Here is a 26,975-nt window from a genome sequence, read left to right on the forward strand (position 1 = left end):
GCCACCTCCTGCTCACTAACGTAGCGCCTTTACTGACGCTACCCCCCGCAGGAGCTTTGCCATGGCCTCGCCAGCCCTTACTCATTTTCTTCCCCGGTTCGGCGTTGCCGCAGCAGTGGCCGGTGTTTTGGGCCTGTCCGGTTGCCAGACCTGGAACGCTCAGGACACCCTCCCGCCGACCTCCGGCGTGCAACCGCTCAAGGGCCTGGCGCAGAACGTGTCGGTACGACGCAATGCCATGGGCATGCCGTTGATCGAAAGTCATACTTTCCACGACGCGCTGTTCAGCCTCGGCTATGTGCACGCCAGCGACCGCATCAACCAGATGGTCACCCTGCGCCTGCTCGCTCAGGGCCGTCTGGCGGAAATGTCCGGCGCGTCGATGCTCGATGCCGACCGCTACATGCGCGCGGTCAATCTGAAGAAAAGCGCCGACGAGCTGTATAAAGCCTCGTCGCCACGCCTCAAGCGCTTCTTCGAAGTCTATGCGCGGGGCGTCAACGCCTACCTGTTCCGCTACGCCGACAAGTTGCCGGGCGACCTCGCCTCCAGCGGCTACAAGCCTGAGTACTGGAAACCGGAAGACTCGGCGCTGATTTTCGCCCTTCTGAATTTCAGCCAGTCGGCCAACCTGCCGGAAGAGATTTCCTCGCTGGTGCTCGCGCAAACCGTCACCAGCGACAAACTCGCCTGGCTGACGCCGTCCGCCCCCGACGAGAACCTGCCACTGGCCGAGGCCGACAAGCTGCAAGGCCTCAAGCTCAACGGGCAGATCCCGGGGCTGACCGAGCTGAGCAGCGCCAGCCAGCAACTGTCGGCGCTGAACCTGCTCGGCACCTCGTCTTCAAACAACTGGGCGATCGCCCCGCAACGCAGCCGCAGCGGCAAGAGCCTGCTGGCCAGCGACGCCCATGGCCCGCTCGCCGCGCCGTCGCTGTGGAGTTTTGTGCAGATCCGCGCACCGAAATATCAGGCCGCCGGCGTTACCGTGGCCGGTTTGCCGATGGTCCTCGGTGGTTTCAACGGCAAAGTGGCGTGGAGCATGACCAGCGTGCTCGGCGACAACCAGGATCTGTTCCTGGAAAAAATCCGCCGTCAGGGCAGCAGTTTGACCTATGAGGTCAACGGCAAATGGCAACCGCTGGGCGTGCGCAACGAAACCTACTTCGTCAAAGGTCAGCGACCGGTACGCGAAGCGGTCTATGAAACCCGCCACGGCGCGTTGCTCAACAGTGCCCAGGCAGCGGCGCAAGGCAGCGGTTTCGGTCTGGCCCTGCAAACGCCGAGCTTCACCGACGACAAGTCGCTGGATGCGTTTTTTGACCTGACCCGTGCGCAAACAGTTGAACGTGCCTCGGATGCCAGCCGGGAAATCCGCGCCATCGCCCTGAATCTGGTGTTCGCTGATGCGAGCAATATTGGCTGGCAAGTCACCGGGCGCTTCCCCAACCGTCGAGAAGGCGAAGGTTTGCTGCCGTCGCCGGGCTGGGAAGGTCGTTATGACTGGGACGGTTACGCCGACCCGATGCTGCACCCGTACGATCAGGACCCGGCGCAAGGCTGGCTCGGCACCGCCAACCAGCGCGTGATCCCGCACGGTTACGGCATGCAGTTGTCGAACTCGTGGGCCGCACCGGAGCGTGGCGAACGTCTGGCGGAGCTGGCTGGCAGCGGCAAACACGACAGCCGCAGCGTGATCGCCATGCAATACGACCAGACCACCACCTTCGCCGCCAAGTTGAAGAAAGTCTTCGACGCGCCAGGCATGAAGCAGCCGCTGAAACAGGCGATCGATGCCTTGCCGGAAGCGGATCGCAGCAAGGCGCGCGAAGCGTTCACGCGGTTGATGGCATTCGATGGCAAGCTCAGCCCGACCTCGGCGGATGCGGCGATCTATGAGTTGTTCCTGCAGGAAAGCATGAAGCAGATCTTCCTCGATGAGCTTGGCCCGGAATCGAGCCCGGCGTGGAAAGCGTTTATCGCCAATGGTGATTTGTCTTACGCGGCGCAGGCCGATCATCTGTTGGAGCGTGAAGACAGCCCGTTCTGGGACGACATCCGCACGCCGCAGAAAGAAGACAAAGCGGTGATTCTTGCCCGCAGCTTTGCCGCAGCGATCAACGCTGGCGACAGTCAGTTGGGCGGCGATCACCGCGCCTGGCAGTGGGGCAAGTTGCACAGTTATACGTGGAAAAACAGCAATGGCCAGACCGTGCGCGGGCCGCTGGCGGCCGGTGGCGATCACACGACGTTGAACACTGCAGCGTTCCCTTGGGGTCAGGACTTCACAACCTCGCGCGCGCCGTCGATGCGCTTTATCGTCGACTTCGGCCAGGCTGAGCCACTGATGGGGCAGAACGGTACGGGGCAATCGGGGAACCCGGTGAGTCCGCATTACCTCAATGGCATTGATGCGTGGTTGAAGGGGCAGTACATCGGTTTGCCGATGCAGCCGCAGAATTTTGACCGGGTCTACGGCAAAACTCGTTTGACCCTTACTCCTGGCAAATAAGCTGAACGTCAAAAGCCCCCCTAACCCTCTCCCTGAGGGAGAGGGGACTGATTGGGGGTTGCTGCAGGTCTACGCCGACCTGAAGGAGTTGTACCGAATCCGGAGTTAACTCGGTTCGCGCGTTGCCGAATCCATAATCGGCGCGGTTTTTCAGGTCGATGTCACTCGCCAGACGCCTCGGTCGGCCCCCTCTCCCTCTGGGAGAGGGCTGGGGTGAGGGTTGCTCTTCAAAGTCGATAGAACTTCCGGACACGCGCCAGCCTCATAGCTAACAAGCCCCCCATTCCTGGTAACGACATGGACCTTGTTATCGCCCGCCCCGAAGGTCTCTATTGCCCCGCCGGGGATTTCTATATTGACCCCTGGCGCCCCGTCGAGCGCTCGGTGATCACCCATGCCCACGGCGATCACGCCCGCACCGGCAACCAGCATTACCTGTCCAGCAGCGCCAGCGAAGGGATTCTGCGCGCGCGACTCGGGCAAGACATCAATCTGCAAACCCTCGCCTACGGCCAACGCCTGACCCATCACGGCGTCACCTTGAGTTTTCATCCCGCCGGTCACGTGCTCGGTTCGGCGCAAGTGCGTTTGGAATACGGCGGCGAAGTCTGGGTCGCGTCAGGGGATTACAAGATCGAACCCGACGGCACCTGCGCCCCGTTCGAACCGGTGCGCTGCCACACGTTCATTACCGAATCGACCTTCGGCCTGCCGATCTATCGCTGGCAGCCGCAGGCGCAGGTGTTCGGCGAGATCAATCAATGGTGGGCAGCGAACATCGCGGCCGGCAAGGCCAGCGTGTTGTTCTGCTACTCGTTCGGCAAGGCTCAGCGGATTCTCCACGGCATCGACGAAAGCCTCGGCCCGATCCTCAGCCACGGCGCGGTCGAGCCGCTCAACCGGGTCTACCGCGAGGCCGGCGTGTATTTGCCGCCGACGATCTACGCCGGCGACGTGAAAAAAAGCGACCCGATCATGCGCCAAGCCTTGGTCATCGCCCCTCCTTCAGCCGGAGGCAGCACCTGGATGCGCCGTTTTGGCGAGTTCAGCGACGCATTCGCCAGCGGCTGGATGCGTTTGCGTGGCACGCGCCGGCGGCGCGGTGTCGATCGTGGTTTCGTGCTCTCCGATCACGCCGATTGGCCCGGTCTGTTGTGGGCCATCGAGCAGACCGGCGCGGAACGGGTGATGGTCACCCATGGTGCGATCGGCGTGCTCGTGCGGCATCTGCGTGAAAAAGGCCTGGATGCCCAGGGTTTCAATACCGAATACGGCGATGACGAAGAAGAAAACATCGCCACCGAACCGACCATCGCCGAGCTGCCAGCATGAAAGCATTCGCCGAGTTGTACGCCGAACTCGACGCGACCACGTCAAGCAACGCCAAACTGGCGGCGATGCAGACTTACTTCGCCCAGGCTGAACCGCATGACGCCGCGTGGGCGGTGTACTTTCTCTCCGGTGGCCGCCCCCGGCAACTGGTGCCGGTGAGAATCCTGCGCGAACTGGCTGTCGAGATTTCAGGCCTGGAGCCGTGGTTGTTCGAGGAAAGCTATCAAGCAGTCGGCGACCTCGCGGAAACCATTTCGCTGGTGCTCGCGGAAAACCGGTACAGCTCTGACGCCGGTCTCGCCGAATGGATCGAAGAAAAACTGCTGCCGCTGCGTGGTGAAACTCCGGAGTTCTTAAGCCGACAACTGCCGGCCCTGTGGGCGCAACTGGATCGATCAAGCCTGATGCTGTGCATCAAACTGATCACCGGCAGTTTCCGCGTTGGCGTCTCGAAACTGCTGGTCACCCGTGCCTTGGCGTCGATGGCCGGGCTGGACAGCAAACGCGTGGCGCAGCGTTTGGTGGGTTACACCGATCTGTCGAACCGACCGAGCGCCGCCAGCTACCTGAAACTGATCGCCCCGGAATCCAGCGATGAACATGCCCAGCGCGGCGGTCAACCGTACCCGTTCTTCCTCGCCCATGCCTTGTCGCAACCGGTGGAAGAATTCGAAGCCCTGATTGGTTCGGCCAGCGACTGGCAGATTGAATGGAAATGGGATGGCATCCGCGCACAAGTGGTCAAGCGTGAAGGCCGGCTGTGGATCTGGTCGCGGGGCGAAGAACTGGTGACCGAGCGTTTTCCCGAATTGGATGTGCTGGTACACGGCTTGCCCGACGGTACGGTGATCGACGGCGAAATCGTTGTGTGGAAAAGCACGCATCCGCGCACTGAAGACGCATTCGATCCGCAATCGACCGAGCCGCCGGCCGTGCAGCCCTTCGCTCTGCTGCAACAACGCATTGGCCGCAAGACTCTCGACAAGAAAATCCTCGAAGAGGTGCCGGTGGTGGTACTCGCCTACGACTTGCTCGAATGGCAGGGCGAAGACTGGCGCAACCAGCCGCAAGCGAAACGTCGGGCGCAACTGGAAGCGGTCATTGCGCGCTGCAACAGCCCGGTGCTGCTGGCCTCACCGGTGCTGACCGGCACTGATTGGTTCGACCTCGCCCGCCAACGCGAGTCTTCGCGGCGACTGGGTGTCGAGGGAATGATGCTCAAGGCGCGGGATTCGCTGTATGGCGTGGGGCGAACCAAGGACATGGGCGTTTGGTGGAAGTGGAAAGTCGATCCGTTCAGCGTCGATGCGGTGCTGATTTACGCCCAGCGCGGGCATGGCCGGCGGGCCAGTCTGTACAGCGATTACACCTTTGCCGTGTGGGACGGCCCGCCCGATTCGAGTCAGCGCGCGCTGGTGCCGTTTGCCAAGGCGTATTCGGGGCTGACCGATGAGGAAATGCGTCAGGTCGACAGCATTGTGCGCAAGACCACGGTGGAGAAATTTGGCCCGGTCAGCAGTGTGAAGCCGAGTCTGGTGTTTGAACTGGGCTTCGAAGGTATTGCCCTGTCACGCCGACACAAGAGCGGGATTGCCGTGCGGTTTCCGCGAATGCTGCGCTGGCGACAGGACAAGACCGTGGATGAAGCGGATAGCTTGGCCACTTTGCAGGACCTGCTGGCCTGACCCCTTTTCCCGGCACAACACATGACGCGGCCACAAATCGGTGCACGCTTTGTGCAATGCCCATTTCCGTGCACTCAGTTCCCCTCGCCCCTCCCCGCCCAACCTTTTAAAACACTTGTTCGGGACTCTGGTTCGGAAATTGCTACTTTCTATAGGTCGTACGCGTTCCAGTAACAATAATTCTGCGCCACAAGCGCTCATATTGGTTCTTAGGGATTGAATAATGAAAAAAGCATTGCTGACCCTTTCTGCACTGGCGTTGTGCATGGCCGCTGGCTCCGCGCTGGCCAAGGAATACAAAGAGCTGCGCTTTGGCGTTGACCCTTCGTACGCACCGTTTGAGTCGAAAGCGGCCGACGGCAGCCTGGTGGGCTTCGACATCGACCTGGGCAACGCGATCTGCGCCGAACTGAAGGTCAAGTGCAAGTGGGTCGAAAGTGACTTCGACGGCATGATTCCGGGCCTCAAGGCCAACAAATTCGACGGTGTGATCTCGTCGATGACCGTGACCCCGGCCCGCGAAAAGGTCATCGACTTCTCCAGCGAACTGTTCTCCGGCCCGACCGCTTATGTGTTCAAGAAAGGTTCCGGCATCACCGCAGACGTCGCGTCCCTCAAGGGCAAAACCGTCGGCTACGAGCAAGGCACCATTCAGGAAGCCTACGCCAAAGCCGTGCTGGACAAGGCCGGTGTGAAAACCCAGGCCTATCAGAACCAGGATCAGGTGTACTCCGACCTGACTTCCGGCCGTCTCGACGCGGGCATCCAGGACATGCTGCAAGCCGAACTGGGCTTTTTGAAGTCGCCACAGGGCGCCGACTATGACGTCAGCAAGCCAGTCGACAACGAATTGCTGCCGGCCAAAACCGCTGTCGGTATTAAGAAAGGTAACACTGAGCTGAAAGCGCTTTTAGATAAAGGTATCAAAGCGTTACACGATGACGGCAAATACGCCGAGATTCAAAAGAAACACTTTGGCGATCTGAATCTGTACAGCGGCAAATAATGCCCCGGCGCCCATCCTCGATGGGCGCCTTTTCCATCCGCTCAGGTTGCTGATTTATGTTCGAAAACCTCTTACAAAATCTGGGGCTCTCTGCCTTCAGCCTCAAGGGTTTTGGCCCTTTGCTGTTGGAAGGCACCTGGATGACCATCAAATTATCGGCGTTGTCGCTGTTGGTGGCCGTGTTGCTCGGCCTGCTCGGCGCCAGTGCCAAACTGTCAAAAGTCAAACTGGTGCGCCTGCCCGCTCAGCTCTACACCACGCTGATTCGCGGGGTGCCGGATCTGGTGCTGATGCTGCTGATTTTCTACAGCCTGCAAACCTGGCTGACGTCCCTGACTGACTACATGGAATGGGAATACATCGAGATCAACCCATTCAGCGCCGGGGTGCTGACGCTGGGCTTCATCTATGGCGCGTATTTCACCGAAACTTTCCGTGGCGCGATCCTCGCGGTGCCGCGCGGTCAGGTTGAAGCTGCCACCGCTTACGGCCTCAAACGCGGCCAGCGCTTTCGCTACGTGGTGTTTCCGCAAATGATGCGTTTTGCCCTGCCGGGCATTGGTAACAACTGGATGGTGATGCTCAAGGCCACCGCGCTGGTGTCGATCATCGGCCTGGCCGACCTGGTCAAAGCCGCGCAGGACGCCGGTAAAAGCACCTATCAACTGTTTTACTTCCTGGTTCTCGCCGCGTTGATCTATCTGCTGATCACCAGTGCCTCTAATTTCATCCTGCGCTGGCTTGAACGCCGCTACGCCGCCGGTGCCCGGGAGGCCGTAAGATGATCGAACTTCTGCAGGAATACTGGCGCGCCTTCCTTTATACCGACGGCCAGAACATCACCGGGCTGGCAATGACGATGTGGTTGCTCAGCGCTTCAATCTTCATCGGTTTTCTGGTGTCGATTCCGCTGTCGATCGCGCGGGTCTCGCCACACTTTTACATTCGCTGGCCGGTGCAGTTCTACACCTACCTGTTCCGTGGCACGCCGCTGTATATCCAGTTGCTGATCTGCTACACCGGCATTTACAGCCTCGCCGCCGTGCGCGCGCAGCCGTTGCTCGACAGTTTCTTTCGCGATGCGATGAACTGCACGATCCTCGCCTTCGCCCTCAACACCTGTGCCTACACCACGGAGATTTTCGCCGGGGCGATCCGCAGCATGAACCATGGCGAAGTCGAAGCGGCCAAGGCTTACGGGCTGACCGGCTGGAAGCTGTATGCCTACGTGATCATGCCCTCGGCCCTGCGCCGTTCGTTGCCTTACTACAGCAACGAAGTGATCCTTATGCTGCACTCGACCACGGTGGCCTTCACCGCGACCATCCCCGATATTCTGAAAGTCGCCCGGGATGCCAACTCGGCAACCTTCCTGACCTTTCAGTCGTTCGGCATCGCCGCGCTGATCTACCTGACCATTACCTTTGCGCTGGTCGGCCTGTTCCGCCTTGCCGAACGCCGATGGCTGGCCTTCCTCGGCCCGACTCACTAGGACAACCCTGCAAATGCGCCACCTGATCCATGACTTGCTGGCCCCGCTGCCGGGGACCGCACGACAGATTCACAGCTTCCACTTCGGCCCGGAGCAGGCCAAGGGCAAGGTTTACATTCAGTCTTCGCTGCACGCCGACGAACTGCCCGGCATGCTCGTCGCCTGGCACCTCAAGCAACGTCTGGCCGAGCTGGAAGCGGCCGGGCGACTGCGCAGCGAGATCGTGCTGGTGCCGGTGGCCAACCCGGTCGGCCTCGAACAAGTGCTGATGGATGTGCCGCTGGGCCGCTACGAACTGGAGAGCGGGCAGAACTTCAACCGCTGGTTCGTCGACCTCAGCGAGGAAATCGGCAATGCCATCGAGGGCAAGCTGAATGACGATCCGCAGCACAACCTCGAACTGATTCGCACGCATCTGCGCAACGCCCTCGCCCGCCAGACCGCCAGCACGCAACTGCAATCCCAGCGCCTGATCCTGCAACGGCTGGCCTGCGATGCGGATATGGTGCTGGATTTGCACTGCGATTTCGAATCGGTGGTGCACCTCTACACCACGCCCGAAGCGTGGCCGCAGGTCGAACCGCTGGCGCGCTACATCGAAGCTCAGGCGAGCCTGCTGGCCACCGATTCCGGCGGCCAGTCGTTCGACGAATGCTTCACTTTGCTGTGGTGGCAATTGAAGGAGCGCTTCGGCGAACATTTCGAGATCCCGCTCGGCAGTTTCTCGGTGACCGTCGAGTTGCGCGGTCAGGGTGACGTCACCCATCCGCTGGCCAGCCGCGACTGCCAGGCGCTGATCGACTACCTGATCCAGTCCGATGCGATCGTCGGCGAGACCAAACCGCAGCCGCCATTGCCGTTCCCGGCCACGCCTCTCGCGGGAGTCGAGCCGGTGACCACGCCGGTCGGCGGCCTGCTGGTGTACACCGCCACGGCGGGGCAAGTCCTGGAAGCCGGGCAGCAGATCGCTGAAATCATCGACCCGATCAACGACCGGATCACCCCCATTCATTGCACCAGCGCCGGCGTGATGTACGCCCGCTCGCTGCGCCGCATGGCCACGGCCGGCATGGTCATCGCCCATGTTGCGGGCGCTGAAGCCTACCGCAGCGGCTACCTACTTTCGCCTTGAGGATGCTCGTCCCATGTACAAACTGACCGTTGAAGGCCTGCATAAAAGCTATGGCGACCATCAGGTGCTCAAAGGCGTTTCGCTCAAGGCCAAAACCGGCGACGTGATCAGCCTGATCGGCGCCAGTGGCTCGGGCAAAAGCACCTTCTTGCGCTGCATCAACTTTCTCGAACAACCCAACGATGGCGCCATGAGCCTCGATGGCCAGGCGATCCGCATGGTCACCGACCGCCACGGCATGCACGTCGCCGACGCCGATGAACTGCAACGCCTGCGCACGCGTTTGGCGATGGTGTTTCAGCATTTCAACCTGTGGAGCCACATGACCGTGCTGGAAAACATCACCATGGCTCCGCGCCGGGTGCTGGGTTGCAGCAAACAGGAAGCCGACGATCGCGCCCGGCGTTACCTGGACAAAGTCGGTTTGCCGGCGCGGGTGGCGGATCAATACCCGGCGTTTCTTTCTGGCGGGCAGCAACAGCGCGTGGCGATTGCCCGGGCATTGGCGATGGAGCCGGAGGTGATGCTGTTCGATGAGCCGACCTCGGCGCTCGATCCGGAGCTGGTGGGGGAAGTGTTGAAGGTGATTCAAGGGCTGGCGGAAGAAGGCCGGACCATGATCATGGTGACCCACGAAATGAGTTTCGCCCGCAAAGTCTCCAGCCAGGTGTTGTTCCTGCACCAAGGTCTGGTGGAAGAAGAAGGTGCGCCCGAAGAGGTGCTGGGCAACCCTAAAAGCGAACGCCTGAAGCAATTCCTCAGCGGCAACCTCAAATAGCCACCCTCCCCTGTAGGAGCTGCCGAAGGCTGCGATCTTTTGATCTTGTTTTATAAAGATCAAGATCAAAAGATCGCAGCCTTCGGCAGCTCCTACACAGTCACCCTGATTAAACCTTTCGCCAACTGATGTGGTCACTGGAAGAACACCTCCAGAGCGCGCGCAGCCCGCATGGCGAAATCTCCCGACCACGCAAAAATCTGGTTCAGCGCCCGCGACTGGAAGCCGTTCGCCTTTCAGAAACAGGTGTGGGCGGCGATCAAAAATGGCGAGTCCGGCCTGCTCCATGCCAGCACCGGCGCCGGTAAAACCTACGCAGTGTGGTTTGCCGCGCTCAATCGCTTCGCTCGCTCGCAGCCTGCCGTCGAAATACCGCGCAAACGCAAAGCCCCCGCCGAACCACTGACAGTCCTGTGGATCACCCCCATGCGCGCCCTCGCCGCCGACACCGCGCGCGCCTTGCAGGTACCGGTCGATGATTTGCAGATCCCGTGGAGCATCGGGCTGCGCACCGGCGACACCAGCAGCAGCGAGCGCGCCCGGCAGAGCCGACGCCTGCCGACCACACTGATCACCACCCCGGAAAGCCTGACCCTGCTGCTCGCTCGTGCCGATGCGCAGGTGGCGCTGGCGAGTCTGCGCATGATCGTCGTCGATGAATGGCACGAACTGCTGGGCAACAAGCGCGGCGTGCAACTGCAACTGGCCCTCGCCCGGCTGCGGCATTGGCAACCTGAGCTGATCGTCTGGGGCGTGTCCGCCACCCTCGGCAACCAATCCCACGCCGAACAAGTGCTGATCCCACAGGGCGGTGGCGTCAGCATTCAAGGACAAAGCGAAAAATCGCTGAAGGTCGACACCCTTCTCCCACCGGCCATCGAGCGTTTTCCCTGGGCCGGGCACATCGGTCTGAAGATGTTGCCGCAAGTGGTCGCCGAACTGGAGGCCTGCGCCAGCACCCTGGTCTTCACCAATACTCGGGCGCAATCGGAAATCTGGTATCAAGCGCTGCTGGAGGCGCGGCCGGACTGGGCCGGATTGATTGCCCTGCATCACAGCTCACTGTCTCGCGACACTCGCGATTGGGTCGAGCAGGCCTTGAAGAACGGGCTGTTGAAAGCCGTGGTCTGCACCTCAAGCCTGGACTTGGGCGTGGATTTCCTGCCGGTCGAGCGCGTGCTGCAAATCGGCTCGGCCAAAGGTGTTGCCCGCCTGATGCAGCGTGCCGGTCGCTCTGGCCACGCACCAGGACGCACGTCGCGGGTGACGCTGGTGCCGACGCACAGCCTTGAACTGATCGAAGCGGCCGCCGCCCGCGATGCCGTCGAACAACGGCGTATCGAACCACGCCTGTCACCGCACAAACCGCTGGATGTGCTGGTGCAGCATTTGGTCAGCATGGCCCTCGGTGGCGGATTTTTACCCGATGAGTTGTACGAAGAAGTCCGTGGCGCCTGGGCTTATCGTGACCTGTCACCCGCCGATTGGGCCTGGGCGCTGGCTTTCGTACGCCATGGCGGGATGTCTCTGACAGCCTATCCGGATTACCGCCGGGTCGAGCCCGACGAGCACGGCGTCTGGCGCGTACCGGATGCACGATTGGCACGACGTCATCGCATGAGCATCGGCACCATCGTCAGCGACGCGAGCATCCATTTGAAATTCTGGAGCAAGGGTGGCGGTGGCAAGCAGCTGGGCAGTGTCGAGGAAGGCTTTATCGCGCGGCTCAAACCCGGTGATGGTTTTCTCTTCGCCGGGCGTTTGCTGGAGTTGGTGCGAGTGGAAAACATGACCGCTTACGTCAAACGCAGCACCGCGAAAAAAGCCGCCGTACCGCGCTGGAATGGTGGGCGGATGCCACTTTCCAACGAATTGGCCGAAGCCGTGGTCAGGCGTTTCAGCGAGGCCGCGCAAGGCGAGTTTGTCGGCCCGGAAATGCGGGCGTTACGACCGTTGCTGGAAACCCAGATGCGCTGGTCGGGTTTGCCCACGACAGAAAACCTGTTGGCCGAAGTATTGAAGTCTCGTGAAGGCTGGCACCTTTTCCTTTATCCGTTTGCCGGGCGCCAAGTGCATCTGGGCCTGGCGAGCCTGTTGGCATGGCGCGTCAGTCAACGGCAGCCCGTGACGTTTTCCATCGCGGTGAACGATTACGGCCTGGAATTGCTCAGCGCTACGCCGATCGACTGGGCCGAGTATTTGAATACCGATCTCTTCAATGCTGATGATTTGTTAGCGGACGTTCTGGCCAGCCTGAATGCCGGCGAACTGGCGCTGCGGCGCTTTCGCGAGATCGCACGGATTGCCGGACTGGTCTTCGCCGGCTACCCCGGCGCACCGAAAAGTACCCGGCAGGTGCAGGCATCCAGCGGACTGTTCTTCGAAGTGTTCAAACAATACGATGCAGATAATCTGTTGCTGGCGCAGGCCGGGGAAGAAGTCCTACGGGAAGAACTGGATATTCGTCGCTTGGAACAGACACTGGAGCGGATCAACCAGATGAAACTGGACGTGCATCAGGTTAAACGTCCTACACCGCTAGGGTTTCCGCTGCTGGTGGAACGCATGCGCGAAAGCATGAGTTCGGAAAAACTCGCTGATCGCATCAGGCGAATGGTCGGTGATCTGGAGAATAGCGCCGACAAGGATAAATCCCGATGAATGCGCCCTACCCGGTGCGTCTGGCCGGCGAAGAACTTTGGCTCTTGCCGGAAAAAGCCCTGTACTGGCCGGCGCAGCAGGCATTGCTGATTGCCGATGTGCATTTCGGCAAAGCGGCGGCGTATCGCAGTCTTGGTCAACCGGTCCCGCATGGCACCACGGCGAGCAATATCGAAGTGATTGATCGGTTGTTGGCGAAGCTGCCCTGCCGGTTGTTGATCTTTCTCGGGGATTTCCTCCACGGACCTGGTTCACATGCGCCGGGCACGCTGGACGCATTGGCGCAATGGCGTGCGCGCCACGTTGATCTACCGATGACGCTGATCCGCGGCAATCACGACAAACGCGCCGGTGATCCGCCTGAATCGTTGAATATCCGGGTGGTGCCGGAACCGCTGCTGCTCGGGCCATTCGCCTTGCAACATGAACCGGACCCGCATCCTGAAAGACACGTGCTGGCCGGTCACGTACACCCGGTCTACCGGCTGCACGGCAAGGGTCGGCAGAGCTTGCGTCTGGCGTGTTTCAGGCTAAGCGAACGCGTCAGCCTGCTGCCGGCCTTTGGCGCTTTTACCGGAGGGTATCCGGTCGAGAAGGATGAAAGCTGCAGAATCTTCGTCATCGGTGATAACGAAATATGGCCAGTCAGTTGAAGTCTTTGCAGACCTCATCTGACTGGCCATTTTCACGGTTTATCAGGCGACAGGCGCCGGTGGCGGCTCGTCCGGAAGGGTCGGTTCGCCCGGCTCGGTCGGTTGTTCGTTAGGGGTATCTGGGTCGGGTTGACCGGGAATTCCGCCGGCCATGTTCAGTGGCGGATGCGCCAACAAGGACCAGGCCAATACGCCAATCTGATTGGGCTCGAGCCTTGCCAGTTCGGCAGTGATTTGCGGATCGATCTTCATAGGGCACTCCTCGGCGAAGGCCCGTTTTGCCGAAAGCAAAAACGGGCAGTACACCCCATAGAGTGTCTGCCCGCCAAAGAATTCCCGCGATCTGTCGGATGGACCGATCAGGTGCGCGGCAGGGTCACGCCACGCTGGCCCTGGTACTTGCCCCCGCGATCCTTGTAAGAGACTTCACATTCCTCGTCGGATTCAAGGAAGAGCATCTGCGCCACGCCTTCGTTGGCGTAGATTTTCGCCGGCAGGTTGGTGGTGTTGGAGAACTCCAGCGTCACGTGGCCTTCCCACTCAGGCTCGAGCGGCGTGACGTTAACGATGATGCCGCAACGCGCGTAGGTGCTTTTACCCAGGCAGATGGTCAACACATTGCGCGGAATGCGGAAGTATTCGACGGTGCTGGCCAGGGCGAAAGAGTTCGGCGGGATGATGCAGACGTCGCTGTGGACGTCGACGAAGCTGCCCGGGTCGAAATTTTTCGGGTCGACGATGGACGAGTTGATGTTGGTGAACACTTTGAAGTGGTTGGTGCAACGTACATCGTAGCCATAGCTCGATACACCGTAGGAGATCACACGGCTGTCGTCGCTGCCGCGCATCTGGCGCTCGACGAACGGTTCGATCATGCCGTGTTCCTGCGCCATGCGGCGAATCCACTTGTCCGATTTGATGCTCATGGCGGGGTGTCCTGAATAGCGAGGTGGAAAAATTCTGTCCGGCATCTTACCGGGCGCGCCGCCGGGTTCAAAGTGCGCGGTGCAATTCTCGCCGAACACCCATGAAATACGGGCTTTGGCGACGAACCGTCACACCGCCGATCCCGAAAACAGAGAAACCTTCGCAAGAAGCATTGGCACTTCTCGGAAACTGGGTTAAGGTGGCGTCACTGTGTTGCTTGTGTCACTGAGAATCTCTACACGATATGTTGAATTTCGATCCAACCATCTACAAGAATTTTTCCTGCTCTTTGCACTCAGTCTCGGCCAGGGTTCTTCCTGAGTCGCAGTTATCTTTGTTCAAGGAGTTACACCATGTCTAATCGCCAAACCGGTACCGTTAAGTGGTTCAACGATGAAAAAGGCTTCGGCTTCATCACTCCACAATCCGGTGACGACCTGTTCGTTCACTTCAAAGCTATCCAATCCGACGGCTTCAAAAGCCTGAAAGAAGGCCAACAGGTTTCTTTCATCGCTACCCGCGGTCAGAAAGGCATGCAAGCTGAAGAAGTACAAGTTATCTAACTTGTAGCTTCTTTAGAAAAGAGCCCCGCCCTTAAAAGCGGGGCTTTTTTGTGGGCGCCTGTTTTTCAGCTCGCAAAAAAAGATCGCAGCCTTCGGCAGCTCCTTGGATGTACATCAATCCTCTGTAGGAGCTGCCGAAGGCTGCGATCTTTTGCTTGTGCCTTACCAGGCTACGCCAAACCCTGCGGTGTAGCGGGTCTTGTTCAAGTCTGCATCGTTGGTGCCGCTGATGATGTCGCGCTCGGCCTTGAGGTTGAGCGAGGCCCAGTCGGTGACCTTGTAGCGCAGCCCCAATTCAGCATCCAGCGCGTAATCGGCAACACCGGACAGCGGCTTGCCCACTTCACCGTTGGTGAAGAACTCGACCTTCTTGCCGATCAGGTAGCGGTTGTAATCCCACTTCATGGCGACAGAATAGAAGTTGTCCTTGCTGCCATCGCGATACTCGTAATCGGTACGGTTGAGCAGCGAACCCAGCGAGAAAGCCCCCAACTCGTCATCCCAGAACTGATAGCCGGGACCGGTACCGACCACGCGCTGACGAGCCAGCTCTTCGATGTGATCGCGCTTGTAGTTCAGACGACCCTGCCAGAACCATTGATCGGTGAGGAAGCGGTCCAGTGCATATTCGGCGCGCCAATTGTCGGTAGTGGTCTCGTCGTCCTGCACTTCGCGGTTGTACTCGCCTTCGGCAGTATGGCGCCAGCGACCATGACGCGCGGTGGTCTTGAAGCCGACATCGTAGTCATCGGTGTCTTTCTCGGCGCGCTGATAGTCCAGCGCCAGGTCGACATTGCCCTTCCACACCAGATCCTCGACCACCGGTTTTGGCCTGAGAATCTGCTGAATGCTCGCCAGTTCCACAGTTTTCGGCGCCTCACCGTTGGCCAGGGTGACTTTGCCATCTTCGGCGGCCGTCAGCGACTTGGACACTTCACCGGTGTAGGCGTCCTGCTTGACCAGCAAGTGCTGATCGCTGTCCAGGGTTTTGACCTCTTTCCAGTCAATCGTAACCGCACCGGCGTACTTGGTCTGGATCAACAGCTTGCCACCGTCGAACACGGTGATAGTGCCGCTCAACTTGTCACCGTTCTTCAACCAGACGGTGTCGGCAAGCAGGGGCGTGGACGCACTGAAAACAGCAAGGCACAACAAGGATCTGGACAACATAAGCGAATCTAAGGCTCAAGTTTGCGAAAAAGGTCGGCATTATCCGTAGGAATAAGACCCTGACAAGGACTGACCGGACTATTTCTGATGAGTTCATTTCTCAACTGGCTGATCACCGATTACTCTGAAAGCCATCAAACTGTTCATGCTCAGGAACCGCGTACGTGAAAGACCCGCTCGACAGCGTAGAAAACGATGCGCAAATCCGACGCACGGCGCTCTACTCGACGCTCGCCCAAGTGCCAGAAGGCAAAGTCGTCAGTTATGGCCAGCTAGCTGAACTGGCCGGGTTGGGGCGCGCCGCGCGCTGGGTCGGCCGCACCCTGAGTCAGTTGCCAGGCGATACCAAACTGCCCTGGCACCGCGTGCTGGGCGCCGGCGGTCGGATCAGCTTGCCGGTGGGCAGCCCGTCGGGCGATGAACAACGGGCCCGATTGCGCATGGAAGGCATCACCGTCCAGAACAATCGTGTGGATATTCAGCGCCATGGCTGGCGTCCGGTAGAGCACAGCGGTTAGAGTGCGCGCTTTGTTTTCGCAATCTTGAGGCAGACTTCAGCCCATGCCCCGTAAAACCTGGCGCGCCGCGCTAGCCGCTTATGCCAGTCCTTCGACGCTCGTGCTGTTGTTGCTCGGTTTCGCCGCCGGCCTGCCGTACATGCTGGTGTTCTCTACGCTTTCCGTCTGGCTGCGTGAAGCCGGTGTCGCCCGTGAAACCATCGGCTATGCCAGCCTGATCGGTCTGGCCTATGCGTTCAAATGGGTCTGGTCACCTTTGCTCGACCAATGGCGCCTGCCGTTGCTGGGCAAGCTTGGCCGTCGCCGTTCGTGGCTGGTGCTTTCGCAGGCGCTGGTGATCCTCGGCCTGATCGGCATGGGTTTCTGCGATCCGCAGAAGCATCTGTCCTGGCTGATCGCCATTGCAGTCGTCGTCGCTTTCGCCTCCGCCACTCAAGATATCGCGGTGGATGCCTATCGCCTGGAAATCGCCGAAGACAATCGCCAGGCCGCCCTCGCCGCCAGTTACATGTCGGGTTATCGCGTGGCTGCACTGCTGGCGACTGCCGGCGCGTTGTTCTTCGCCGAAGGCTTTGGCTCCACGGGCTTCAACTATCAGCACTCTGCCTGGGCCGGCACTTACGCGCTGTTCGGCGCGCTGATGATTCCCGCGCTGCTGACCACGCTGTTCATGCGCGAGCCACCGGTACCGCTGCGCACACAGTTGCAGGCCGGGCGCTACACCTTCATGCATCAACTGATGTCGGTGTTTGTGCTGATCGTCTTGCTGGTCTCGGTACCGGCGATGTTCACCCAGCTCTACAACACTGATTTCGCCAGCGTGCTGTTCGGTGACATGAGTCCGCTTGACCTGCTGCTGGAAGACCGCGCCTTCCTGCGCGCGATTCTCTATACGCTGCTCACCGGCCTGTGTCTGTCGACCATGGGCCGTCGCGGCCTCGCACCGGTGCTGACACCGGTCAATGACTTCATTCTGCGTTATCGCTGGCAGGCGCTGCTGCTGCTCGGCCTGATCGCCACCTATCGGATGTCGGACACGGTGATGGGCGTCATGGCCAACGTGTTCTACATCGACCAAGGCTTTACCAAGGATCAGATTGCCAGCGTCAGCAAGATTTTCGGCCTGATCATGACACTGGTCGGCGCCGGCATGGGCGGCCTGCTGATCGTGCGTTTTGGCATTCTGCCGATTTTGTTTATTGGCGGCATCGCTTCCGCAGCCACCAACCTGCTTTTCGTCATGCTCGCCGACATGGGCCCGAACCTGCAGATGCTGGTGGTGACCATTTCCCTCGACAACTTCAGCTCGGGCCTGGCGACGTCGGCGTTCGTAGCCTATCTGTCGAGCCTGACCAATCTGAAATTCTCGGCCACGCAATACGCACTGCTCAGCTCGATCATGTTGCTGTTGCCGCGCCTGATGGGCGGCTATTCCGGGGTCCTGGTCGAGAAGTTCGGTTACCACAGCTTCTTCCTGATCACCGCCCTGCTCGGCGTGCCGACGTTGATTCTGATCGCCCTGCACTGGTTTCAGGAAAGCCGCCGCGAAGGCCCGACGCCAACGCCCGAGCCTGTGCCGACGCCGGTCACAGAAGAATCGTAAGACGTTTCGGCAACGGCGGGAGGAATCCCGCCGTCGTGCCTCCCCACTGACCTCACGCCTGTACGTCGGCAAAACTCGCCGGTACACTGCGGAGTCATTTCCAGTCATAGCAACCGACAACGGCCAACCATGCGCACCAGTCAATTTTTGCTCGCCACACAGAAAGAAACACCTTCCGATGCGGTCGTGATCAGCCACCAGCTGATGTTGCGCGCCGGCATGATCCGCAAGCTCGCCTCCGGCCTGTACACCTGGCTGCCCATGGGTCTGCGGGTTATGCGCAAGGTTGAAGCCATCGTTCGCGAAGAGATGAACGCCGCCGGCTCTCTGGAAGTGTTGATGCCGAGCACCCAACCGGCCGAGCTGTGGCAGGAATCGGGGCGCTGGGAAGAATACGGCCCTGAGCTGCTGCGCATCAAAGACCGCCACGGTCGCGACTTCTGCGCGGGCCCGACCCACGAAGAAGTGATCACCGATCTGATGCGCAACGAGTTGAGCAGCTACAAACAGCTGCCGATCAACCTGTATCAGATCCAGACCAAGTTCCGTGACGAAATCCGCCCACGCTTCGGTTTGATGCGCGGCCGCGAATTCATCATGAAGGACGCGTACTCGTTCCACGCTGATCAAGCCTCGCTGCAGGTCACCTACGACCGCATGCACCAGGCCTACTGCAACGTGTTCACCCGCCTGGGCCTGAAATTCCGTCCGGTTGAAGCCGACAACGGTTCGATCGGTGGCGCTGGCTCGCACGAATTCCACGTGCTGGCCGAGTCCGGCGAAGACGATATCGTCTTCAGCAACGGTTCCGACTACGCAGCGAATATCGAAAAAGCCGAAGCCGTGCCACGCGAAACTTCGCGCGCCGCTGCGACCGAAGAGCTGCGTCTGGTCGACACCCCAGACACCAAAACCATCGCGGCGCTGGTGGAGAAATTCAATCTGCCGATTGAGAAGACCATCAAGACCCTGATCGTGCGTGCCGAAGAAGAAGGCAAGCTGATCGCACTGGTCATCCGTGGCGACCACGAACTCAACGAAATCAAGGCTGCCCAGCAACCTGGCGTCGCCAGCCCGCTGGTCATGGCCACCGATGCCGAACTGCGTGACGCCATCGGCGCCGGCGCCGGTTCCCTGGGCCCGCTGAACCTGCCGCTGCCAATCATCATCGACCGCTCGGTCGAGCTGATGAGCGACTTCGGTATCGGCGCGAACATCGACGACAAGCACTACTTCGGCGTGAACTGGGAGCGTGATCTGCCAGTTCCGACCGTGGCTGACCTGCGCAACGTGGTTGCCGGCGATCCAAGCCCGGACGGCAAAGGCACGCTGGAAATCAAACGCGGTATCGAAGTCGGCCACATCTTCCAGCTGGGAAACAAGTACAGCAAGGCGATGAAGTGCGAAGTGCTGGGCGAGAACGGCAAGCCAGTGACCCTGGAAATGGGTTGCTACGGCATCGGCGTTTCCCGCGTGGTGGCAGCTGCCATCGAACAGAACAACGACGAAAACGGCATCATCTGGAGTGACACCCTGGCGCCGTTCCAGATTGCTCTGGTACCGCTGCGCTATGAAACCGAGCAGGTGCGCGAAGCCACCGACAAGCTGTACGCCGAACTGACGGCGGCCGGCTTCGAAGTGCTGCTGGATGATCGCGACAAGAAAACCAGCCCGGGCATCAAATTCGCGGACATGGAGCTGATCGGCATTCCTCACCGGATCGTGGTCAGCGACCGAGGCCTCGCCGAAGGCAACCTGGAATACAAGAGCCGTACCGAAGGCGAAGCGCAAGCATTGCCGGTGGCCGACGTATTGTCCTTCCTGCAGGCCCGTATCCGCCGCTGAAACCAGATAGAGACGTCATGTTCAAGCGAAACACCTTAGGCCTCGGTGGCACCGCCCTGTGCGGTGCCCTGCTGGTCAGCGGCTGTGCCAATCACATGTCACAACGCAGCGAGCACGAAGAGCGGGTCGAGCGAAAGTTGCTCGACCATAGCTTGCAGATTGATGTCGGCGAGCCTAAGGAGCTTGAGCTGCCGCAGCGACGCGTGAAGATCAACGAACAGAAGACTTTTGAAGTCACCGAGTTCGAAGTGACACGTCGCTACGATCGCTACACGCCTTACCAGCCTTGGCGGGAGGTCTACGAGATTCCGCTGGGTGCGGTGGCCGTAGTCGGTGGCGTCGGCGCCAACGTGGTCAATGTGTTCGCCCTCGGCAACCTGCCGGACAGCATCACCAAGGACTGGCTGAGCTACGGTTTTGCCGGGCTCAACCCGTTCATGAACGTACAGTCCAACGGTCGTGCACAACAGAACCTCGCCGGCATCGATGAAGTCCAGCGCGACAAGCGTACGGAGTATTCGAGCCTGCCGTGGAGCGAGCGGCCAGTGCAGGTCAAGGCTGGCAAGCAGACCTTTGACATGACCACCGATCGTAATGGTGTGCTGCGTCTGAACCTGCTCGACAGCCCGTTTGCCGAAAATGACCTCAACCATGTCGGCAAATTGCAGATCAGTGTCGAAGACGCCAAGGATGACGTGCACTCTGATTCGTCGCTGATGATCAGCAGTCATCTGCGCGGCAAGTTACTGGAAGCGCACGGGCTGATTTACGACGACCTGGAAGACGACGAAGTGAGCCAGTGGGTGCACCGGGTCAAACGCCTGTCGGAACTGGGCCTGGAAGAAGAAGCCAGCGAGCTGGAACAAAGCCTGATCGAACTGACGCGCAACGATCCTGAGTTACAGACTGAGTTTCTCAAGTCGCTGACCAAGGATGCCGGGCGTCTGGTGGCGGATCCCGGGCCGAATTAAGGCCTATTAAAAGATCGCAGCCTTCGGCAGCTCCTACATTGGAACGCGTTTTCCTGTAGGAGCTGCCGAAGGCTCGGGCCGCGTTCGGACGATCTTTTGACTTTAACGTTCGAACAACTCCATCTGCTCAAACCCGCCGCGCAAATCCTCCAGCCGCACCCCAACCCCCAACAACCGCACCGGTTTCCCGCCGCGATTGAACGCCTGCGTCAGCATCAACTGATAACTGCCAAGATCCCGCCCTGCCCCGGCCTGCTCGAGCGTCGTCTGGGTAAAGTCATGAAACTTCACTTTGACGAACGGCTTGCCCGGCCGATAACTGCTGTCGATCCGCGCCATACGGTTTTTCAGGGTTTCCAGCAGCTCTGGCAGTTTGTCGAGGCAACTGCGCAGATCCGGCAGATCAACGTCGTAGGTGTTTTCCACGCTGATTGACTGACGCCGACTGTCGTTGTGCACCAACCGGTCATCGATCCCACGGGCGAGACTCCACAGTCGCTCGCCAAAACTGCCAAATTCGCGCACCAGCGCCAATTTGTCCCACTCGCGCAACTGCGAGCAGTCAACGATGCCGAGCTTGCCCAGCTTATCGGCCGTGACCTTGCCGACGCCGTGCAACTTGCTCACCGGCAAACCGCTGACGAAATCCTCCACCTGATCCGGGGTAATAACGAACAGCCCGTTGGGCTTTTTCCAGTCGCTGGCGATTTTCGCCAGAAACTTGTTCGGCGCCACACCCGCAGACACGGTGATGTGCAATTGATTGGAGACGCGCCGACGGATGTCCTGAGCGATGCGCGTGGCACTGCCGCCAAAATGCGCGCTATCGGATACGTCGAGATAAGCCTCATCCAGCGACAACGGCTCGATCAGGTCGGTGTAATCGGCAAAAATCGTATGAATCTCTCTCGAAGCCTCGCGATACGCCTCCATACGCGGCTTGACGATGGTCAGGTCCGGGCACAGTTTCAAGGCATGCCCCGACGCCATCGCCGAACGCACGCCATAGGCCCGCGCTTCATAGTTGCAGGTGGCAATCACCCCGCGTCGGTCCGCCGAACCACCCACCGCCAACGGCTTACCGGCCAGGCGCGGGTCATCGCGCATCTCTATGGCGGCGTAAAAGCAATCGCAGTCAATGTGGATGATTTTTCGCTGAGTCATGTCAGAAAAGGAAACGTGGCGAACCGGATCGGCAGTATCTCACTGACACCTGTATATAGCACCAGTGGTATGAATGTTCTTTCCAGGCGGTAGGAAATGTCCGTTGAATTTATTTTATCAATCGACGAGAGGCCTCCAATAGAGCTGAAAGCCTTGCTCCACCTGCCCTGCAGCGCGAAAAACACCCGAGAAAAAGCGCTAACCGATTGAACCTCAACAGATTTTATCCAGATTGCGGGTTGACACCCCGGCGTTCCTCTGTAGAATGCCGACACACAGACGCGGGATGGAGCAGTCTGGTAGCTCGTCGGGCTCATAACCCGAAGGTCGTCGGTTCAAATCCGGCTCCCGCAACCAAACATCAAAAAAGGCTACTCGAAAGAGTGGCCTTTTTTGTGCGCGTCTGTTTTGTCGATTTCCTCCTCTTATAGAGAAGCAATCGCCAAACAGGAATTCTTTGCATTTCCGAAGCTTAACGCGCTACCTGCGACCGTTTGACGCTATTTCACACTTATTTGACCCTTTCCGGGATTAGCGGTTGACACCCCGTCGTTCGTCTGTAGAATGCCGCCACACAGACGCGGGATGGAGCAGTCTGGTAGCTCGTCGGGCTCATAACCCGAAGGTCGTCGGTTCAAATCCGGCTCCCGCAACCAAACATCAAAAAAGGCTACTCGAAAGAGTGGCCTTTTTTGTATCTGTTGAAAAAGTCCTTTCGCAACAATGATCTGTCACTGTGCAGTGAACGCTTGGGATCTTCAGAAGTACTCACTTGCGACTATGCTTGAGTCGCAGGCAAGACGTCTGCAATCCAGGAACTGCCCTCGCCGATACCCGGTGAGAGGCGTAGTATTTTGTGATTATTTTTTTCTACAGGGATTGGTAACTTGGCTGGATACCTCCATCCTGTCGCGCACAATCCAAGAGGTGATTGATGCGCGCCAACTCGTCTGATCCACAAGACACCGTCACAGCGGAACATCCGATCAAACCCGAGCGTTTGCGCTTGCTGGATCGGTTGAGCAAATACCGACAACCGATTGGTCTGGCGGTGACTTTGCTGTTGTTCGCCATTGCGCTGATTGCCTGTCGTCATCTGCTCGCCGAACTCGATCTCGATGCACTGCACGACTCGATTCTCGACGTGCCGAAACCCGCCCTGCTCGGTGCGTTCGGCGCGACCGTGGTCGGCTTCATTATTCTCTTGGGCTACGAATGGTCGGCCAGCCGCTATGCCGGCGTGACCCTGCCACCGCGCACATTGGCGCTGGGCGGATTCACCGCGTTTGCGATTGGCAATGCGATCGGTCTGTCGTTGCTGTCCGGTGGCTCGGTTCGCTACCGCTTATATGCACGACTGGGTCTGGGGGCGTCGGAAGTCGCGCACATGACCTTGTTCGCCAGTCTGTCGCTGGGCTGCGCCTTGCCGCCGCTGGCGGCACTGGCAACGCTGAGCGACCTGCCTGCTGCCTCGCAGGCGCTGGGATTATCCGAAGGTCTGCTCGGCACAGTTGCCGCTGTAGTGCTGGCGCTGGGCGCAGTACTGGCTATTGGCATCTACCGTCGGCGCCTGCCGGAACAACCGTTGCGCGACAACCTGCTGGTCAGGGTTGGTCGCCGCACGCTGCGTTTGCCTGGGCGACGCCTGACGTTCCTGCAACTGATCATTACCGCCCTCGACGTTGCGGCTGCCGCCACCGTTCTCTATCTATTGCTGCCGGAAGCGCCACCGTTTGGTGCGTTCCTGCTGGTGTACCTGTTGGCATTGGCGGCTGGCGTGCTCAGCCATGTACCCGGTGGCGTCGGTGTGTTCGAAGCGATTCTGCTGGCCGCCTTCGCCGACAAACTCGGTGCCGCACCACTGGCCGCGGCGCTGCTGCTGTATCGCCTGATCTACGTAGTGCTGCCACTGCTGGTCGCCTGCGTATTCCTGCTGATCAACGAAGGTCAGCGCCTGTTTCAAACCCAGACCATGCGCGCAGCGTCTGGTCTGGCCGCGCCGATTCTGGCGGTGCTGGTGTTCCTGTCCGGTGTGGTGCTGCTGTTTTCCGGCGCTACTCCCGAGATCGACACGCGTCTGGAGCACATCGGCTTTCTGATCCCGCATCGTCTGGTCGACGCTTCGCACTTCGGCGCCAGCCTGATCGGCGTGCTCTGCCTGATGCTCGCTCAAGGCCTGCGTCGTCGCCTGTCGGCGGCGTGGATGCTGACCACCATTCTGCTGCTGGTCGGCGCCCTGCTCTCGCTGCTTAAAGGCTTCGACTGGGAAGAAGCGACGCTGATGACCCTGACGGCTGCGCTGCTCGGCGTGTTCCGCCGTTCGTTCTATCGCCCGAGTCGTCTGACCGAACTGCCCTTCTCGCCTTTGTATCTGGTGGCCAGCCTGTGCGTCCTCGGTGCATCGACGTGGCTGCTACTGTTCGCCTATCAAGACGTGCCCTACAGCCACCAACTGTGGTGGCAGTTCACCCTTGATGCTGACGCACCGCGTGGCCTGCGTTCGCTGCTCGGCGCTGCTGTGCTGTTGCTGGTGATCGCGCTGACCTGGCTGCTGCGCACCGCACGCCCGGTCATTCATTTGCCGACGCCCGACGAACTCGATCGCGCGGCAAAGATCCTGATGGCCTCGTCACAACCCGACGGTGGCCTCGCGCTGACCGGTGACAAGGCGTTGCTGTTTCACCAGAACGACGAAGCGTTCCTGATGTACGCACGCCGTGGCCGCAGCCTCGTGGCGCTGTATGACCCGATCGGCCCCGGCCAGCAACGCGCCGAGATGATCTGGCAGTTCCGCGACCTCTGCGATATTCACCATGCCCGCCCAGTGTTCTATCAGGTGCGCGCGGAGAACCTGCCGTACTACATGGACATCGGCCTGACCGCGATCAAATTGGGCGAAGAAGCCCGGGTCGATCTGCATCGCTTTGACCTGGAAGCCAAGGGTAAAGAGATGAAGGATCTGCGTTACACCTGGAACCGTGGCACCCGCGATGGCTTGTCGCTGGAAATCCACGAGCCCGGTCAGGCGCCGATGGATGAGCTGAAAGTTATTTCCGATGCGTGGCTGACCGGCAAGAACGTGCGCGAGAAAGGTTTCTCCCTCGGCCGTTTCAGCGACGATTACCTGAAGCATTTCCGCATCGCGGTGATTCGCTTCGAAGGTCGCCCGGTGGCGTTCGCCAACCTGCTCGAAACTTATAGCCATGACCTGGCCAGTCTCGACCTGATGCGCGCGCACCCGGATGCGCCGAAGCTGACCATGGAATTCATGATGGTCGGCCTGATTCAACACTATAAGAGTCACGGATACGCGCGTTTCAGCCTGGGCATGGTGCCGTTGTCGGGGTTGCAACCCCGCCGTGGTGCACCGCTGACCCAGCGTCTGGGCTCGATGGTTTTCCGCCGTGGTGAGCAGCTGTACAACTTCCAAGGCTTGCGCCGCTTCAAAGACAAGTTCCAGCCTGACTGGGAACCCCGTTATATGGCCGTGCCCGCCGGACTCGATCCGTTGGTGGCGCTGGCCGACACTGCTGCCCTGATCGCGGGCGGCTTGACTGGATTGGTGAAACGCTGATGATTCAACGCTCCCTGAAGTACATCCTGGCCGCACTGATCGTGCTGGCCGTGATTGCCGGCGGCGGTTTCTGGTACCTCAAACGTCCGGCACCGGAACCGACCGTAGAACAGCTGACCCCGGCCGATGGCGCCGCCATGACCCGCGTCATCCCGGGCACCAAGCCCAAGGCGCAGGTGCTGGTCGCGGTCAACGACGACCAGAAACTCAGTGAAAAACAACTGACCACCCTGAGCCGCAGCGCCTCGGCGCAGATCGTTCAAGTGATTCTGCCCAAGGACTGCCTGCTGCAAAGCCGCGCCCTGCAATCGGGCCTGCGTGAACTGAATGGCCCGGCCACTTTGGTCAGCGGTATCGGCCCGGGTGCTGTGCTCGCATGGCGCTGGTTGGCGGAACAGAAAGACGACAAGGCCCAAGCCATCTCCGTCGACCTCGCTCTGGAAAAAGGTGGCTGCACGCACCTGCTGCCGAAATCCGCCGCCCACGGCCACTGGCTGGCAGCGTGGAACGACAACCCGGACGACGCCAGCGCAGGTTTCGTGCGCGATCAACCGAACGCCGAAACCAGCATCAGCGACTACGACATCAACCTGCCGCAAGTGCTGAACAACGAGCTGCGCAAGATCCTCGTCGGCGGCGACAAGGCCAACGGCGGTCTGGCGATCCCGGTGGTTGAAGTGCCGGCCGGTCAAGCCAAAGACACCGTGACCCTGTTCCTCTCCGGTGACGGCGGCTGGCGCGACCTTGACCGCGACGTGGCCGGTGAAATGGCCAAGATCGGTTATCCGGTCGTCGGCATCGACACCCTGCGCTACTACTGGCAGCACAAGAGCCCGGAGCAAAGCGCGCTGGACCTGACCGAGCTGATGCAACACTACCGGCAGAAATGGGGCACCAAACGCTTCATCCTCACCGGCTACTCGTTCGGTGCTGACGTATTGCCAGCGATCTACAACCGCTTGCCAGAAACCGAGCAGCAACGCGTCGACGCCATCATCCTGCTGGCCTTCGCCCGCACCGGCAGCTTCGAAATCGAAGTCGAAGGCTGGCTGGGTAACGCCGGCAAAGAAGCCGCCACCGGCCCGGAGATGGCCAAGCTGCCAGCGGCCAAGGTTGTGTGCATCTACGGTGAAGAAGAGACCGATGAAAGTGGCTGCACGGACAAGACTGCAGTCGGCGAAGCAGTGAAACTGCCTGGCGGCCACCACTTCGACGAGAACTACCCAGCGCTGGCCAAGCGTTTGGTGGACTTGATCGAGAAGCGCCAGAGCAAGGACTCGGTCGCCGAAGAGTGATCTGAGCCCCCACAAAAAGCCCTCGCAACTTCACGGTTGCGGGGGCTTTTTACATTTCAGCAGCCACCAGAATCCCCTGTGGGAGCGAGCCTGC

Annotated in this window: 21 protein-coding genes and 2 tRNA genes; 19 read left to right on the top strand and 4 right to left on the bottom strand. The window is 60.0% G+C overall.

Annotated features, from left to right (window positions below; translation table 11 throughout):
* Positions 1-61: 61 nt before the first annotated feature.
* From ACI514_RS19090 to pdeM, 10 genes are all read left to right on the top strand, one after another.
* The gene (locus ACI514_RS19090) at positions 62-2,512 is read left to right on the top strand and encodes a penicillin acylase family protein (RefSeq protein ID WP_405122209.1); all 2,451 of its coding nucleotides are present in this window, start codon (positions 62-64) and stop codon (positions 2,510-2,512) included.
* Positions 2,513-2,809: 297 nt separating this feature from the next.
* Complete coding sequence (locus ACI514_RS19095) at positions 2,810-3,844, top strand: ligase-associated DNA damage response exonuclease (protein WP_405122210.1); 1,035 nt, start codon at positions 2,810-2,812, stop codon at positions 3,842-3,844.
* Positions 3,841-5,529 carry an ATP-dependent DNA ligase gene (locus ACI514_RS19100; protein ID WP_405122211.1) on the top strand — a complete coding sequence of 563 codons (1,689 nt, stop codon included), beginning with the start codon at positions 3,841-3,843 and terminating at the stop codon, positions 5,527-5,529. The genes ACI514_RS19095 and ACI514_RS19100 overlap by 4 nt, the downstream gene beginning before the upstream one ends.
* 223 nt (positions 5,530-5,752) lie before the next feature.
* On the top strand, positions 5,753-6,535 hold the full coding sequence (locus ACI514_RS19105; protein ID WP_159815007.1) for a transporter substrate-binding domain-containing protein: 783 nt from the start codon (positions 5,753-5,755) through the stop codon (positions 6,533-6,535).
* A 56-nt stretch (positions 6,536-6,591) separates the two neighbouring features.
* Positions 6,592-7,320 (top strand): ABC transporter permease, encoded by a 729-nt coding sequence (locus ACI514_RS19110; protein WP_160056353.1) that lies wholly within the window; start codon positions 6,592-6,594, stop codon positions 7,318-7,320.
* The gene (locus ACI514_RS19115; protein WP_034154960.1) at positions 7,317-8,027 is read left to right on the top strand and encodes an ABC transporter permease; all 711 of its coding nucleotides are present in this window, start codon (positions 7,317-7,319) and stop codon (positions 8,025-8,027) included. Before ACI514_RS19110 ends, ACI514_RS19115 begins: the two co-directional genes overlap by 4 nt.
* Before the next feature lie 13 nt (positions 8,028-8,040).
* Positions 8,041-9,159 (top strand): succinylglutamate desuccinylase/aspartoacylase family protein, encoded by a 1,119-nt coding sequence (locus ACI514_RS19120; RefSeq protein ID WP_160056351.1) that lies wholly within the window; start codon positions 8,041-8,043, stop codon positions 9,157-9,159.
* A 13-nt stretch (positions 9,160-9,172) separates the two neighbouring features.
* Positions 9,173-9,937: an ABC transporter ATP-binding protein gene (locus tag ACI514_RS19125; protein ID WP_007918612.1), complete on the top strand. Its 765-nt coding sequence runs from the start codon at positions 9,173-9,175 to the stop codon at positions 9,935-9,937.
* Between the two features lie 171 nt (positions 9,938-10,108).
* Complete coding sequence (locus ACI514_RS19130; RefSeq protein WP_405122212.1) at positions 10,109-12,598, top strand: ligase-associated DNA damage response DEXH box helicase; 2,490 nt, start codon at positions 10,109-10,111, stop codon at positions 12,596-12,598.
* Positions 12,595-13,251 carry a ligase-associated DNA damage response endonuclease PdeM gene (gene pdeM / locus ACI514_RS19135; RefSeq protein WP_160056347.1) on the top strand — a complete coding sequence of 219 codons (657 nt, stop codon included), beginning with the start codon at positions 12,595-12,597 and terminating at the stop codon, positions 13,249-13,251. Before ACI514_RS19130 ends, pdeM begins: the two co-directional genes overlap by 4 nt.
* A 42-nt stretch (positions 13,252-13,293) precedes the next feature.
* Here pdeM and ACI514_RS19140 read toward each other — a convergent pair whose 3' ends face one another.
* Both ACI514_RS19140 and dcd read right to left on the bottom strand, forming a co-directional pair.
* Complete coding sequence (locus tag ACI514_RS19140) at positions 13,294-13,503, bottom strand: hypothetical protein (RefSeq protein WP_016986417.1); 210 nt, start codon at positions 13,501-13,503, stop codon at positions 13,294-13,296.
* 107 nt (positions 13,504-13,610) lie between these two features.
* On the bottom strand, positions 13,611-14,177 hold the full coding sequence (gene dcd, locus ACI514_RS19145) for a dCTP deaminase (RefSeq protein WP_007918616.1): 567 nt from the start codon (positions 14,175-14,177) through the stop codon (positions 13,611-13,613).
* 354 nt (positions 14,178-14,531) lie between these two features.
* On the opposite strand from dcd, the gene ACI514_RS19150 reads away from it, so the two are divergent.
* Complete coding sequence (locus ACI514_RS19150) at positions 14,532-14,741, top strand: cold-shock protein (protein WP_002554837.1); 210 nt, start codon at positions 14,532-14,534, stop codon at positions 14,739-14,741.
* Between the two features lie 162 nt (positions 14,742-14,903).
* On the opposite strand, the gene ACI514_RS19155 is transcribed toward ACI514_RS19150, so the two are convergent.
* Complete coding sequence (locus ACI514_RS19155) at positions 14,904-15,911, bottom strand: DUF481 domain-containing protein (protein WP_160056345.1); 1,008 nt, start codon at positions 15,909-15,911, stop codon at positions 14,904-14,906.
* A 164-nt stretch (positions 15,912-16,075) separates the two neighbouring features.
* Between ACI514_RS19155 and ACI514_RS19160 the strand changes: the two genes are divergently transcribed.
* From ACI514_RS19160 to ACI514_RS19175, 4 genes are all read left to right on the top strand, one after another.
* Positions 16,076-16,429 (top strand): MGMT family protein, encoded by a 354-nt coding sequence (locus ACI514_RS19160; protein WP_160056343.1) that lies wholly within the window; start codon positions 16,076-16,078, stop codon positions 16,427-16,429.
* Between the two features lie 43 nt (positions 16,430-16,472).
* Entirely contained in the window at positions 16,473-18,032 is a 1,560-nt protein-coding gene (locus tag ACI514_RS19165; RefSeq protein ID WP_160056341.1) for an AmpG family muropeptide MFS transporter, read from the top strand.
* A gap of 129 nt (positions 18,033-18,161) precedes the next feature.
* Positions 18,162-19,877, top strand: coding sequence for a proline--tRNA ligase (locus ACI514_RS19170; protein WP_160056339.1), 1,716 nt, complete (start codon positions 18,162-18,164; stop codon positions 19,875-19,877).
* 17 nt (positions 19,878-19,894) lie between these two features.
* Positions 19,895-20,848: a hypothetical protein gene (locus ACI514_RS19175; RefSeq protein ID WP_137217559.1), complete on the top strand. Its 954-nt coding sequence runs from the start codon at positions 19,895-19,897 to the stop codon at positions 20,846-20,848.
* Positions 20,849-20,950: 102 nt separating this feature from the next.
* Here ACI514_RS19175 and dinB read toward each other — a convergent pair whose 3' ends face one another.
* On the bottom strand, positions 20,951-22,012 hold the full coding sequence (dinB, locus tag ACI514_RS19180; protein WP_160056337.1) for a DNA polymerase IV: 1,062 nt from the start codon (positions 22,010-22,012) through the stop codon (positions 20,951-20,953).
* Positions 22,013-22,292: 280 nt separating this feature from the next.
* Here dinB and ACI514_RS19185 point away from each other — a divergent pair.
* The 4 genes from ACI514_RS19185 (at position 22,293) to ACI514_RS19200 (ending at position 26,881) form a co-directional block, all read left to right on the top strand.
* Positions 22,293-22,369 (top strand) — tRNA-Met (locus tag ACI514_RS19185).
* A gap of 222 nt (positions 22,370-22,591) precedes the next feature.
* A tRNA-Met gene (locus ACI514_RS19190) sits at positions 22,592-22,668 on the top strand.
* Positions 22,669-22,946: 278 nt separating this feature from the next.
* Complete coding sequence (gene mprF, locus ACI514_RS19195; RefSeq protein WP_405122213.1) at positions 22,947-25,586, top strand: bifunctional lysylphosphatidylglycerol flippase/synthetase MprF; 2,640 nt, start codon at positions 22,947-22,949, stop codon at positions 25,584-25,586.
* Positions 25,586-26,881, top strand: a complete 1,296-nt coding sequence (locus ACI514_RS19200) for an AcvB/VirJ family lysyl-phosphatidylglycerol hydrolase (RefSeq protein ID WP_405122214.1) — start codon at positions 25,586-25,588, stop codon at positions 26,879-26,881. Before mprF ends, ACI514_RS19200 begins: the two co-directional genes overlap by 1 nt.
* The last annotated feature ends 94 nt before the right edge of the window (positions 26,882-26,975 follow it).

The sequence above is a fragment of the Pseudomonas sp. M20 genome (genome assembly GCF_045037865.1).
In the GTDB taxonomy this organism is placed as follows: domain Bacteria; phylum Pseudomonadota; class Gammaproteobacteria; order Pseudomonadales; family Pseudomonadaceae; genus Aquipseudomonas.